This window comes from Methanomassiliicoccales archaeon LGM-DZ1, from assembly GCA_030168595.1.
In the GTDB taxonomy this organism is placed as follows: Archaea; Thermoplasmatota; Thermoplasmata; order Methanomassiliicoccales; family Methanomethylophilaceae; genus Methanomethylophilus.
Window position 1 is genome coordinate 358983 of sequence record CP115556.1, and the last position, 11657, is coordinate 370639.

At 56.0% G+C, this 11657-nt stretch carries 18 protein-coding genes; all 18 read left to right on the top strand.

Translation table 11 applies throughout. The features are described from left to right. Positions 1-2: 2 nt before the first annotated feature. The 18 genes from O8W32_01605 (at position 3) to O8W32_01690 (ending at position 11551) form a co-directional block, all read left to right on the top strand. Positions 3-2585 carry an InlB B-repeat-containing protein gene (locus O8W32_01605; protein ID WII09540.1) on the top strand — a complete coding sequence of 861 codons (2583 nt, stop codon included), beginning with the start codon at positions 3-5 and terminating at the stop codon, positions 2583-2585. Beyond that, entirely contained in the window at positions 2582-4471 is a 1890-nt protein-coding gene (locus tag O8W32_01610; protein ID WII09541.1) for a hypothetical protein, read from the top strand. The genes O8W32_01605 and O8W32_01610 overlap by 4 nt, the downstream gene beginning before the upstream one ends. After that, a complete protein-coding gene (locus O8W32_01615) occupies positions 4468-4710 on the top strand; it encodes a hypothetical protein (protein WII09542.1) in 243 nt (80 codons plus the stop codon). Before O8W32_01610 ends, O8W32_01615 begins: the two co-directional genes overlap by 4 nt. Further along, positions 4707-4925, top strand: coding sequence for a hypothetical protein (locus tag O8W32_01620; protein ID WII09543.1), 219 nt, complete (start codon positions 4707-4709; stop codon positions 4923-4925). The genes O8W32_01615 and O8W32_01620 overlap by 4 nt, the downstream gene beginning before the upstream one ends. Continuing rightward, positions 4922-5146 carry a hypothetical protein gene (locus tag O8W32_01625; protein WII09544.1) on the top strand — a complete coding sequence of 75 codons (225 nt, stop codon included), beginning with the start codon at positions 4922-4924 and terminating at the stop codon, positions 5144-5146. The genes O8W32_01620 and O8W32_01625 overlap by 4 nt, the downstream gene beginning before the upstream one ends. Before the next feature lie 43 nt (positions 5147-5189). Then, positions 5190-5528, top strand: a complete 339-nt coding sequence (locus tag O8W32_01630) for a hypothetical protein (GenBank protein WII09545.1) — start codon at positions 5190-5192, stop codon at positions 5526-5528. A gap of 9 nt (positions 5529-5537) precedes the next feature. Continuing rightward, positions 5538-6263: a hypothetical protein gene (locus tag O8W32_01635; GenBank protein ID WII09546.1), complete on the top strand. Its 726-nt coding sequence runs from the start codon at positions 5538-5540 to the stop codon at positions 6261-6263. Further along, positions 6260-6643 (top strand): hypothetical protein, encoded by a 384-nt coding sequence (locus O8W32_01640; protein ID WII09547.1) that lies wholly within the window; start codon positions 6260-6262, stop codon positions 6641-6643. Before O8W32_01635 ends, O8W32_01640 begins: the two co-directional genes overlap by 4 nt. A 1-nt stretch (position 6644) precedes the next feature. After that, positions 6645-6833 carry a hypothetical protein gene (locus tag O8W32_01645; GenBank protein ID WII09548.1) on the top strand — a complete coding sequence of 63 codons (189 nt, stop codon included), beginning with the start codon at positions 6645-6647 and terminating at the stop codon, positions 6831-6833. Further along, entirely contained in the window at positions 6833-7105 is a 273-nt protein-coding gene (locus O8W32_01650) for a YgiT-type zinc finger protein (protein WII09549.1), read from the top strand. Before O8W32_01645 ends, O8W32_01650 begins: the two co-directional genes overlap by 1 nt. 1 nt (position 7106) lies before the next feature. Further along, complete coding sequence (locus O8W32_01655; protein WII09550.1) at positions 7107-8420, top strand: hypothetical protein; 1314 nt, start codon at positions 7107-7109, stop codon at positions 8418-8420. Between the two features lie 26 nt (positions 8421-8446). Further along, positions 8447-8758, top strand: a complete 312-nt coding sequence (locus O8W32_01660; protein ID WII09551.1) for a hypothetical protein — start codon at positions 8447-8449, stop codon at positions 8756-8758. Then, complete coding sequence (locus tag O8W32_01665; protein WII09552.1) at positions 8749-9120, top strand: DUF2958 domain-containing protein; 372 nt, start codon at positions 8749-8751, stop codon at positions 9118-9120. Before O8W32_01660 ends, O8W32_01665 begins: the two co-directional genes overlap by 10 nt. After that, positions 9121-9354, top strand: a complete 234-nt coding sequence (locus O8W32_01670) for a hypothetical protein (GenBank protein ID WII09553.1) — start codon at positions 9121-9123, stop codon at positions 9352-9354. Continuing rightward, positions 9351-9944, top strand: a complete 594-nt coding sequence (locus tag O8W32_01675) for a hypothetical protein (GenBank protein ID WII09554.1) — start codon at positions 9351-9353, stop codon at positions 9942-9944. The genes O8W32_01670 and O8W32_01675 overlap by 4 nt, the downstream gene beginning before the upstream one ends. A 305-nt stretch (positions 9945-10249) precedes the next feature. Beyond that, the gene (locus O8W32_01680) at positions 10250-10429 is read left to right on the top strand and encodes a hypothetical protein (GenBank protein WII09555.1); all 180 of its coding nucleotides are present in this window, start codon (positions 10250-10252) and stop codon (positions 10427-10429) included. A 151-nt stretch (positions 10430-10580) separates the two neighbouring features. Next, complete coding sequence (locus O8W32_01685) at positions 10581-11060, top strand: DUF4313 domain-containing protein (protein WII09556.1); 480 nt, start codon at positions 10581-10583, stop codon at positions 11058-11060. After that, positions 11060-11551: a hypothetical protein gene (locus tag O8W32_01690; protein ID WII09557.1), complete on the top strand. Its 492-nt coding sequence runs from the start codon at positions 11060-11062 to the stop codon at positions 11549-11551. Before O8W32_01685 ends, O8W32_01690 begins: the two co-directional genes overlap by 1 nt. Positions 11552-11657: the final 106 nt, after the last annotated feature.

The window sequence follows — 11657 nt, forward strand, 5'->3', positions numbered from 1 at the left end:
GGATGAGGGGAGCGATCCTGTCCGTCGGCCTGCTGGCTGTTCTTTCCGTAATGTTCGGCTTCGCCGTCCTTTCCGAGGATTCGGATGCCTCATACGCATCCACCTTCGGTTCGGATTCCGTCGGGGCGGACAGGATCGTGTTCGATGCCAACGGCGGTTCGGGAGGCTATGCGCAGTATGTCATCAACGGCAACAGCGTGTACTTCCCCACCGAATACAAGGCAACGGGAACATCGAACAGCACCTACCAGCAGATCTCCAGGAACGGCTACGTACTGATGGGATGGAGCGAGAACAGCGGAGCCTCTTCGCCCTCTTACCATCCCGGTCAGGCGTACACCGTCACGGGGAACAAGACGTTCTACGCAGTGTGGAAATCCACCGCTTACGACTTCTCGTACGCTGACGGGCCGTTATCCACCAAGAACGTCTCGGGCAATTCGGTACGCGATCTCGCAGCAATAGGACAATCCTACAGATACAGTTCCGACGGGGACAAGTGCGAACCGCTGACATATCTGGGACTGGACACTCTGAACCACGACGATTACGATGTTGTTCTTACCGGACCCAACGGGTACACGGCATCGTTCAACACCTCCAGCGGATCCTCCTGGCCCTTGGGGTGGCTGACCGTCTCGATGGAAAACTACTGCATGGTACTCTCGGGAACCCCGACCACAGCGGGAACGTACGAGATCCACTTCGAACCCAGAACGTATCCCAACGGAGGTATCAGGCAGGCACACAGTAATGCCGAGGGATTGTTCTTCATCCAGGTCTATGACCCGAACAACGATCCTTCCAACATCATGCACGCGACCTACAACGGGAACGATGTGGGTTACGGGCCTTACCACACCGCCGTGAAGTTACCTGATTCTGTAACCACCAAGCAGAAGGGATGGAACGTCACCGTTGATGGTTCCCCTGCAATCTTCCCCGTCGGAGGCTCCTACACCCTGGTGAAGAAGGAAACCGTCCTCACCGTGAACGAGTACACCTACGACGAGATTGCCGCCACCGGCATTGTCGGAGTGATTGCATACAACGCCAACGGAGGGACCTACAACGGCACCTTCGCCGAGCTTGTTCCCTCGGAGGGCTACACCGGCTTGAAGGACGGTTCCATCGTCACGAAAGCGGGTTACGTGTTCCTCGGATGGAATCCTACGGGGAATCCCTCCGACGTAATCTATCCCGCAGGCCATCTGTACGGCCTTGCTTCGCAGTATACGGAACTCAAGGCGGTATGGGGTACATCGGGTAGCACCGCGAGGATTTACTTCGTCAATCCCGCCGACGGCTCTCAGAACGTATCCTTCAACGGAGCGGTAGGATTCAGGTACGCGGTACCCGAGAACGGCTTCGCCCTTTCGGGTTACGACTTCCTAGGTTGGAGCGAAACGAGATACGATGTAGGCATGGGTGCTCCCGATGTCGGATCTTCAATTACCGTTTCATCAACCAAAACGTACTACGCCGTGTTCAAGCCCAAGGTGTACGAATGCACCATCCGTTACGACGGCAACGGCGGAACGGGAACGATGGGCGTTCAGACGGAAACAGCATCTTCCGTACCCCATTACATGACCGTGGCGGGGTGCGCTTACGCATATCCCGGCTACACATTCGCGGGATGGTCCGAGAACAGATACTCCGAATCCCCGTCCTATGCGGCGGGAAGCTCCTACTGCTTCACCGATTCGGGGGATGTCACCCTGTATGCAATATGGACCGAGAAGGTCGAATCACCGTACAACAGGTTCTACCTAGTATTCAACGGGAACGGGGACTCCGTGACCAATGTACCGCCTCAGGTATATCGGATTACCTCCGAGACCTCCGTAGCATTCTACGTGCCTTCTACGGCCCCTGCGAGGGAAGGATATTCCTTCAGGGGATGGTCCGACACCGCATACGGTTCGGTTCAGTACGATCCCGGGCAGAAGATCGTCCTCTCCCTTGACGAAGGGCAGAAGTCGAAGATACTGACACTGTTCGCCGTTTGGGAACAGAAGGTCATCGGCGGCGACGGTACTTCCGTGACCGTTACCTTCGTGGGCGATTCGGGAACTCTTCGTTCCGTTTCCGTTCCCTCGGGTAATGCGGTGACGCAGATCTCCGCACCGTCCGTCGAGGGAAGGGCGTTCCTCGGCTGGTTTACGACCGACGGGAAATGGGATTTCTCATCCCCCGTAATCTCGGACATGACCCTGACCGCGAAGTATCTGCCCGTGTTCCATCTGGATATCGAGAGTGTTTCCGTGAAGGTGATGCTGGACTGCACCAGCTCGTCCACGAAGGTCTCCTTCTCGGACGGATTCTCAGCAACCTATGATTCCTCCTCGATCCCGGCACATACCGTGGCTAACAGCACCAGCGGTTCTGTCACCGTCACCGTGACAACGGAGGACGGCACTTACACTGCGGTCTGCCATTACACCGTGTCCTATCCCGGAAACGGTAACGGCGAAGACGAGGAAAAGAAGAGGACGTTGCAAATCGACAGCACCGTATTCTACGTCGCCGGAGGCATCGTCGGAATACTGGCCCTGTTCGTCGTGGGGAGGATGTTCCTATGAACGGCAAGACCTTTGCGATTGCCGCAGTTCTGACGATCCTCTGTGCTTCCTGTGCCGGATTCGCCTGCACCGAGAAGCAGGAGGAAGAGGACGGATTCCCTCCGCTCGTTATCGCTCTGATGGTGGCGGGATCCGCTGGAGCCGGAGGCGTGGCGGGATGGTTCCTGAACGACTACTTCGATTCCCCCGAAGCGGATGTACAGTCCCATCTGAGATTAGCGGCTGCGAACAACGTCACCGACGTGATGTCCGTGGCCTCCGTGTTCACCGCCAATGCCAACACCAACTACGCCCAGCTGTGGTCGATGACCAAGGAGCACTGGATAAGGCAGGCGGAACTGGAAGCGTACACCGAATGGTCCTCGGGAAAGAGTTACGACGGTAACTCCGTCCTCCTGGGCGCACGCGCCTACGAGAACAACTCGACCATGACCGCCAATGCGGTAGCCCAGATCGATTCGTTCTTCAACGAGTTATCCGAGAAGATCGCCGACTGGGGTACCAAGGATGCCTACTCCGGCAGTATGTCCGTGGGATTCGTGTTCGACAACACTCCCGTGATGTCCACCGGTTGCTCCTGGAACGCCGATCTAATCTCCGTGGCGGATGCTTCGGGTAAGACCTCCAAGGTCTACATCGGCACCGTGGGGGAGGACTACATCGTGACTTCTGAAAGTTACAAACCCGCCTACGTCTGCAACTTCGGGGGAAGGACCACCATAACCTCCGAGGACGGGACGACCTACACGCTGGAAAGCGGCAAGACATACCTGTCCTCTCTGAAGTCCAACGTGGGCAACAAACCGTTCCAGTCAGGTATCTACACCGTGACGAACTCCATCATCGGCGGCGATTCCCTGTCCTCCGTGATGGGCGAATCCTACGTTCCCCTCAAAGCGGGACTGTCCTTCCAGACCGACGGCCAGAGCAGGTATGCCGTGCTGGATAACGGAAAAATGTTATTCGGCAACGGAACCTACAACGGAGTCTCATTCAAGGTCGTACCTTCCGACATACCTTCGGGAGAGGATGCACCAGAGGCCGTGGATCTCACTCCGATCCTGAAAGCCTACCAGAAGCTCCTCGACAGGATATACTGGACATCCGTTTCGGCGAACAACTCCGCCTCGGCGGTATGGAACATCTACGACCGTGCGGACCAGAAGGACTACGGTGTCACGACGCTCATGGCAAGCAACGTCTACGATTCCGTGGTGCTGTCGGAGGGGATGAACGAAATACTCACCCTCTCGGCCATGCAGCAGCTCGCGACCTACTACGATGCCAACGGGGACGATCTGGACGATCTCCAGATAGGTCTCTACGGAAACGGAATGGACGCTCCTTTCGTCAGAGGATCCATTCTTGACGAGTTTGGCAACAAGGTGTACGACGACGTCATCTTCACTCCGTTCTTCCAGTCCGATTCCGTGACCCTGGAAAGGGGAATGGACCATTCCGTGAAACAGAACACCCTGGTAGCGGTATGGACCGATGGAAAGGATCTGACATCGTGGTATGCGGATGCCATGCAGACCGACGGTTACGAGACGCTGTTCATCGAGGAAGGGTACACGCTCCAGATCTCCCAGTTGGGGGTATGCGACGATGCCGGAATGCACACCGAACCCAAGGTGGAATTCAAGGTAACCAAGGTGGACTACGTCAGCCCCGGTCTAACGAATCTCCATAAGGACCACGATGCCGACGAAGGAACGAAGAACTGGGTTAAGGGGATCTGCATCGTAATCGGTGCCGTCCTCGCCCTGTATGGTCTCCTGACCCGCAGGTACGTCCTCGTCATCGGCAGTGCCGCTCTGATTGTGTTCGGTCTGTTCCTCTCCGATTACGTCGTGAACTGGATTGCAGGGAAGGTGAGACTGTGAAGGAACTCGGCTTCGCTGTCAACCGCCCCCAGGACATCCTCGACGGCATACGGGAACACCCTACGCTGATGACCTGGGAGCTGTGCCCTGTATGCGAGGAGGAGGTCCGGATACGCGCATACGGGAGAAGCATCTGTCCCTCGTGCGGTGCCCCGATCATTCCGTGCTCCATGTGCGGAACTTGCAGGGAACCGTGCGTGTACGATGTCCTTCAGAAGGAATTGGAGGCCGGAAGATGAACCCGTCGGACATCCAATCCCTGGCGGAATACTTCAAGGAATTCTCCGAGAAGGTCTCGCCTTACGTCGAATGGCTTCAGGGCAACTGGTTCCCTCTCGTTCTTTCGGGTGAGATCGTCGGTGCCGTCATAGCCGTGAAACTCGGAAGGTACCGCAGGGGAATAGGATGGCTGGCGGCGGCTCTTGCCACGATCTGGTTGGGAGGCACCGTATGATTATCGAGTTCAGGAACAGGGATGCTCCGAAGAACCCTGGGAGATGGTACACGTTCACCTACGACAACGGTCTGCGTGTGACCTTCGCGGAGTATCAGGGCACTTTGTCCGAGATAGAGGAACTTGGGAGACAGCTCTCAAGGGAGAAGAAGCGGGAGATCAGGATGCGTGTCCATGACATAAACGGATTGGACAGGATCCATGCGATTTTCCGTTACTGAAACGATTTCTAAAAACCCTTTACAAATCAAAAGAGGTAAGAAAATGCTGAGAAAGAAGAAATGCGGAGGCGACTGCGACAGCTGCCGCCGCGGATGCGGGGAGCATTGTTCCCCCAACGTGAAACCCAGGACAGAGTACGGCTCCGACCTTGAGGAGATCAGGAAGCTCGGGAACTACCTTTCCGAGAGGTACACCGCCCGTTCCCTGATAGATGAGATAAGCAGGGTCTACGACCCCAACTACCTGGCGTTCTTCGGTATCTCCGGTGCCACGGAATCCTACCTGACCCACTTCAACGACAGTCTGGGTCTGCACATAGCCAGGGAGGACATCAGGAAGATGGCGGAGAAGATCGTCGAACGCGGAGACATCACATTCTGAGGTGAAGACATGAGCACAAGGAGCAACATCATAGTGGGGAACCAGCAGTTCTATCACCACTGGGACGGTTATCCGGAAGGAGTGGGGGCGGATCTCGCTTATTTCCTCGCCAACATCAACGCGGGCTACCTTCCCGCTTGGAACAAGAGCATCGACAAGCTCGCCGAGTACATGAGATACAACGGCATCCCCGGGAGACTGGCATCCGAAAGGGGAATGGACAAAGCCTACGAATTCGAGGACGAAGGCCTCCACGGGGACATCGAGTTCCTGTATATCGTCCAGGGGAGCCAGGGCAACTACCGTCTGTACTGCGTGGACGTGTGGAAGTACTGCAAATCCACCCCATTCGAGGGCGATATGTGGGACCATCCCTTCTTCGGCATGAAGACGAAGGATCTCATCAAAAAGTTCTGCAAGCCCGAGTATGAAGTGAATCTCCCGCCTGCCGACATCCCTCCCGAACAGAGGATGTACATGAGTACGGGAATCTTCAATCACGCTGAAGCGAAACAATGCGGGATGGAGAAGGACATCGGATACGGGGAACACGACTACAGTTCCGGATTCGTCAGGATAAGGAACGAGAAGAGGCGTATCTGCCCCGTCTGCGGCAACCCCATCATCGGCTACCCCGCTCTCTCCAGAAGGGATGGAAAAACGGAGATCTGTTCCGCCTGCGGAGAGAGGGAAGCGTGGGAGGACTACGCAAGAGCCAGGAGGTTCCGCAGATGAGCGTCTACACCACCCTTGGAGTTACAGTCTCCCCAGAAGCCGGCATTTACTTCCTCAGGTTCCTCAAGACCCTGAGGGACAGGCCCGACAGGGTCACCCAGGACAACGACGGAACCGTTTCCGCCCTGTGGGAGGACAGGAACCACTTCGACGAGTACTCCGACTGCGACTACTCCACGATCCTCGACTTCCTGGACAACCTGGGCGAGGAGAACTACATCTCCGAATCCATCACCGAGGACGGGGAGCCGGAGATCAGGGGAGGCTACTACTTCGGATTCGCCAGGAGGATCACCTACGACCTCTACGGCGACCCCGTGGACCTCAACACTGTTATGTCCGGCAACCGCAAGAGAAGATTCTTCGGAAGGAGGCGGTAAAATGGCCCTTCTGATGAAAGTCACCGACAGCATGGATGACGATGTACCGACCATCTACGACCTGGACGACCCGAAGCAGAACGCGGATTTCAGGCAGTACTGCCATGACGTAGGAAGAATGGCGGAGGGCAGAGATGGATATTATCCCGGCGACAGGGTTACCATCGAGTGCATCAGGAGGGATGACTGATGTCCTGTCCTTATTGCGGTTCCAGGAAGGTGGCGGAGGAGTACACCGTCCAGACCTACGACCTGAAGGAGGACTGGATAGCGATAAACCATGTCCAGTGCGGCAAATGCGGAGCGTACTACTCCAAGACGATCCGTGAGAATCCCCGGACCGGTAAGAGGAAGGTGTTCTGCACCAAGGGTTCCTACCTCACGGGCAATCCCCCTCAGGTATCGGAGAACAGGACCCGTCCCCTGAAGGACAGGCTTATCCGCATATTCAGGAGGCACTGAGATGTACTGTCCTATGTGCGGAGCGCCCGACCACCAGATGTATATCGGGAAACTGGGTCCGGATGCGGTAATCAGATGCGGATTCTGCGGCACCCAATACTACCGCGACATCGACGACGATCCCGTCCTCTCCATGAGCGAATGGGGTTCCTACCGTTATGATGGTGAAACGGACATGAAGGTCCTCAGGAAGAGGGCCGAAGGTGCGGTGAGATACTTCAACAACGGAAGACCCAGGAAGGAGATGGAGACCCACGTGTTCGGCTATCCTTTCTCGATCATCGACAACGGGAAGCTCGCCGATGTGGACCGTGCCTACAAGGGCAACGTCATCATCCGTGCCCTGTCCTACGGCGGCGGAATCTACGAGGGGAAGACCACCCTGTCCTACAACGACGATTACAACGACGGCAGGGGACAGGGAGGGGCAGGATGCGTCCTCATCGGGGATGTGAAGGATGTCCGCATCGAGAACGGGTACCTGGTGATCTCCGGGCTGGACCTGAACAAGCCCATCGAGTACCGCTACCTCATCCAGGAGAGACCTGACGACAAGAAGGTGGTGTTTCCCATCCCCAAGGGCGGGAAGGTGCCTCCGGAGAAGCCGGTTCCCAAGAGACAGCCGACAATCGAGGAGTTCGGCCATACGCCCAAGCCTGCACCGAAATCCGTTCCCAAAGCACCCGTGGCAAGGAAGAACCTCACCGTTGCCGAGATGATTAACGGTTCGGTGATTGAGTTCTGCACTCTTCTTGAGATGCTGGAGAGGGGGATGGAACGTGCCGGTCAGTGGTACTACGAACCCTACGACGGCAGGAAGATCCCAGTGTACACCGCTTCTGAAATGGAGATCATGCTCAGGGACCCGGACAGGGGAAGGGAGCTGATTGACATCTTCAGGGACTGCTACCTCACCCGTTACTCCGAATACTGGAGTTACTGGAAGGATTTCGGCATCACCTATCAGGAGTTCAAACTGGTTCAGAAGAGGCTCCGCGTGATGTCCCAGGGTTACCCCCCGAAACCCAAGACCCAGACTCCTTCCAAGCCTGCGGAGGAACCAGCACCCAAACCCGCTCCGAAGCCCGTTCCCAAACCCGCTCCGAAGAAGGAGGCACCGAAGCCGATCCCGAAGAAACCCGAACCGAAGAAGGCCCCCAAACCAGTCCCGAGGAAGAAGGGCGAACAGGTGTTCGAGGTCAGGGTGGACGGTGCCGTGATGGGGAGCTTCTCGTCCAAGTCCAAGGCGGAATCCCTGAAGAGGCAGCTCAAGGCCGAGGGCAAGAAAGCGAAGATTGTGGGGGTGTTCTGCTGAACGCTGCCGAAAGGAGGGCCATGCAGATGCTCTCCTACAGGATCGCCCGCTTCATGGACGATTACGACCCCTACGGATTCATGGATGCGCTGGAGACCGGGGAGAGCATCAACGACGGCATCGAAAGGGCCGCGAGGGAAGCATATTCCGTGATGCTCGAAGGGGATTTCGGACAGATCAGGGAATGGATCTACGACCCCGACCTTGACGAACCCGCGAAGCTGAAAGCGGAGATGGATTCGATAATGTCGGAACTGAAGAGGCTCGAAGACCTTCACGCACAAACGATTTCTAAAAACCTTTTACAAATCAAAAGGAGGACGAACAGATGCAGCTGATGACCGCAGAGATCGAGAAAGCACTGAAGAAGAACCCGCTCTACTCACAGGACGGGAAGGGCGGGGATTCCAAGATCGTGGTGAAATACTTCGGAGGTTCCGCCGCCACATGGCTCATCACCGAAGGGGAACCAGAACCAGGTGGAGATTGGCTCCTCTACGGATTCGTCACCCTCGGTCTCCCCGATGAATTCGCCCCCGGCAAACTGCTCTGGGAGTGGGGTTACGTAAGACTCAGCGAACTCCAGTCCCTCAGGTTCCCGCCCTTCGGTCTGGGAGTGGAGAGGGACATCCTCGTGGAGCCCGGGAAGTACAAGGTCAAGGACGAGGTGTTCATGTGCCGCCAGTACGGGAGGGATTGAATGGACTCCAAGACCTGGGTGTTCTCCCATACCGCCGACGAGGAATACCCGGTGACCTTCTGCGGATCCGAGGAGGAGATGGACAAGGCCGCTACCTCTCTCATGGAGAGGTACCGCGAGAGGGGGTACAAGCCCCCTCTCACAGTCTGGACAGGTTATTCCTGGATGAAGAAGAAAGGCCCATACTGCCAGTTCGACGAACACGGGAAGCACATTCTGGGGGCTACGGCATGAAGCCCGGCATAATCTCCGAATGGGATTACGAGGAGTACATCGACCGCGCCTACGGAAGAGGTGCTGACCTCAAAGAAACGAAGCTGTGGAAACCCACGTATGAAAGAGGATTCGTCTGCCCCGACGACAACGGCGGATGGCTGGCATTCGCCTACGACGGCAGGAGATACAGATTCCTGGGAACCTACGGATTCGACGATGTATTCGAACCCGAGGAAGAGGATCCCTACGAGAAGAGGGACAGGATGCTGGCCGAGGCTGACAGGGCATCGGGTCCCGACGGCATAGACATCCTGAGGGAACTCTACCTCGATCCCGATTTCAGGCAGGACACCACTCCGATCGGACTGAGGATTGCGGAAGATCCCGATTGCATCCGCTGGATCAAGGACTATTGGGCGTACGTCCAATGGAACGAACACGGCAACGAGGCTTCCCTCTCCGAGATAGAATTCGGCGGGTTCGTGCAGGATATCCTCGATCCTTCCTATGCGACGGAGTATCTGCTGTGCAACTTCCCCTTCTCCACGAAGAGGGAGATGGACCTGGCGGACAGGCTGAAGGTCCTTAGCCGGAGGTATTCGGGGTGAGGTTCCGCGACGTTCCTATATGCGTGTGCGTATGCGCATTGTTCGTGTGTGCCTGTGCATACTGCGTGTACTGGCTGGGGGTCGTGCTGTGAATAACTTGAAAATGTTATTCGACGGCCTGGCTGCGGTCGGTGCGGTGTACTGTCTAGCTGCGCTAATCAGAATGATCGGGGGGATGTGATGCTCCATCCAGCGATTGCCAAGGGAATCCGTTTCCTGCTGATTGTGTCGGGGTGCATCTTCGCTTCCCTGATGGCCATGACGGTTGCCGGTTTGATACTGATAGAACTCAACGGAGGGGTAGTATGAACTGGTATCTGGAACAGGTGCTGGGTCTTGTCCTTCTCGCTTTGATCTTCGCAGCGGTGGTATGGGAGGTGACCCACCTGTTCGAGTGGTCGGAATTCCTTTCGGAGGACCCTGCTAAATATCTGAGGGAACACGCTCGCGCGTACGCGGAATGGATGTTCGGCTGGATTTCGTGATAACTGGTGAACACGAAACAATTTGCAATCAGGAGAATGAGAATATGAATGAGAAGAAAGTGAAACAGGAGAAGGAGGAATCCGAGGATTACGGATTCGACATCACGGATATGGAACTGGACTACGGATTCGACGACAGGGAGGGAAAATGATGTACCCGCTGGAATTCTACGGGGAGATGTATGACCTCTCCCTGTTCGTGACCGAATACACCAACAACGGCAGGCTGGCGATCATACTGATAGACCAGGACGGGGAGGACTTCGCCGACGTAACCGTGAACTTGCCGGGGGAGAGGTGCCCTGAGGGATGTGCCTTCGTGGACACCAACAACTCGCCCTGGCTGGAGGAATTCATCGTGAAGAACGGATTGGGGGAGTTCACGGGTGCCTACGGTTATTCGGGGTTCTGTTCGTACCCTCAGTACAGGTTCTATCCTCAGGTGATCTCCAGATCCCCGAAGAACACCTACAGGGTGGAATACCTCGAAAGGGGGAGATGGAAGAAGCTGGAGGATTTCAGTTCGGAGGACGAGGCTTACGAGTGCATGGAGGACCAGTACTACTTCGACAACAAGAACGGGGAACCGTTCGTGAAGTACAGAGTAAGCGAGATAGGGGGGAAGAAGTAATGTTCAGGCTGTTCAACAAGAAGGAGGATCCCGCGGATTATGTGTTCAGGAGAGGACACATACCCGGAGGAAGCTACCTGTTCGATGACGGAACCTTCGGGTACATCGCGGATCCCGAGTTCGATATCTCCGAGTTCATAGACTTCGAGGACTGGGAGACCCAGGAATTCATCGAGAGCTACTGGTACGGTATGCTGGACGGCGAAGAGAAGGAGGAAGCCGAGAGGTATATCCGCAGCCACTTCGGAGGCAAGCTGCCGATTGGGAACATCTACATTGACAGATGGGGAACCGATGGGGAGTTCCATCAAGGCGGATGTTTCCTATATTTCGAAGGAGAGACCCTTAGAGACTATTGTTACAGGAATGGCGAGCCGTACCCGGTAAGGGAAGTTCCGGACGAGGTAATCGAGGCTTTCGAGGCAGGGGATCGGGAAGCCCTGTGGAAACTAAGGCAGAAAGTACCCGAATTGAAGAATCTCCGTTTTTAAACCACTTACATCCCCTTGTGGGATGATTGCAGTTTTGATTTCACTTATGTGGGCAGGTGGGACGGATTCAACTGAGCATTTACACCCATTCTGTCCACTCCTTTAC

Bases quoted from the DNA above. Each gene is read 5' to 3' on its own strand.
- O8W32_01605 (WII09540.1), top strand. From the start codon at position 3: ATGAGGGGAGCGATCCTGTCCGTCGGCCTGCTGGCTGTTCTTTCCGTA.
- O8W32_01610 (WII09541.1), top strand. From the start codon at position 2,582: ATGAACGGCAAGACCTTTGCGATTGCCGCAGTTCTGACGATCCTCTGT.
- O8W32_01620 (WII09543.1), top strand. From the start codon at position 4,707: ATGAACCCGTCGGACATCCAATCCCTGGCGGAATACTTCAAGGAATTC.
- O8W32_01625 (WII09544.1), top strand. From the start codon at position 4,922: ATGATTATCGAGTTCAGGAACAGGGATGCTCCGAAGAACCCTGGGAGA.
- O8W32_01630 (WII09545.1), top strand. From the start codon at position 5,190: ATGCTGAGAAAGAAGAAATGCGGAGGCGACTGCGACAGCTGCCGCCGC.
- O8W32_01635 (WII09546.1), top strand. From the start codon at position 5,538: ATGAGCACAAGGAGCAACATCATAGTGGGGAACCAGCAGTTCTATCAC.
- O8W32_01640 (WII09547.1), top strand. From the start codon at position 6,260: ATGAGCGTCTACACCACCCTTGGAGTTACAGTCTCCCCAGAAGCCGGC.
- O8W32_01645 (WII09548.1), top strand. From the start codon at position 6,645: ATGGCCCTTCTGATGAAAGTCACCGACAGCATGGATGACGATGTACCG.
- O8W32_01650 (WII09549.1), top strand. From the start codon at position 6,833: ATGTCCTGTCCTTATTGCGGTTCCAGGAAGGTGGCGGAGGAGTACACC.
- O8W32_01655 (WII09550.1), top strand. From the start codon at position 7,107: ATGTACTGTCCTATGTGCGGAGCGCCCGACCACCAGATGTATATCGGG.
- O8W32_01660 (WII09551.1), top strand. From the start codon at position 8,447: ATGCTCTCCTACAGGATCGCCCGCTTCATGGACGATTACGACCCCTAC.
- O8W32_01665 (WII09552.1), top strand. From the start codon at position 8,749: ATGCAGCTGATGACCGCAGAGATCGAGAAAGCACTGAAGAAGAACCCG.
- O8W32_01670 (WII09553.1), top strand. From the start codon at position 9,121: ATGGACTCCAAGACCTGGGTGTTCTCCCATACCGCCGACGAGGAATAC.
- O8W32_01675 (WII09554.1), top strand. From the start codon at position 9,351: ATGAAGCCCGGCATAATCTCCGAATGGGATTACGAGGAGTACATCGAC.
- O8W32_01680 (WII09555.1), top strand. From the start codon at position 10,250: ATGAACTGGTATCTGGAACAGGTGCTGGGTCTTGTCCTTCTCGCTTTG.
- O8W32_01685 (WII09556.1), top strand. From the start codon at position 10,581: ATGTACCCGCTGGAATTCTACGGGGAGATGTATGACCTCTCCCTGTTC.
- O8W32_01690 (WII09557.1), top strand. From the start codon at position 11,060: ATGTTCAGGCTGTTCAACAAGAAGGAGGATCCCGCGGATTATGTGTTC.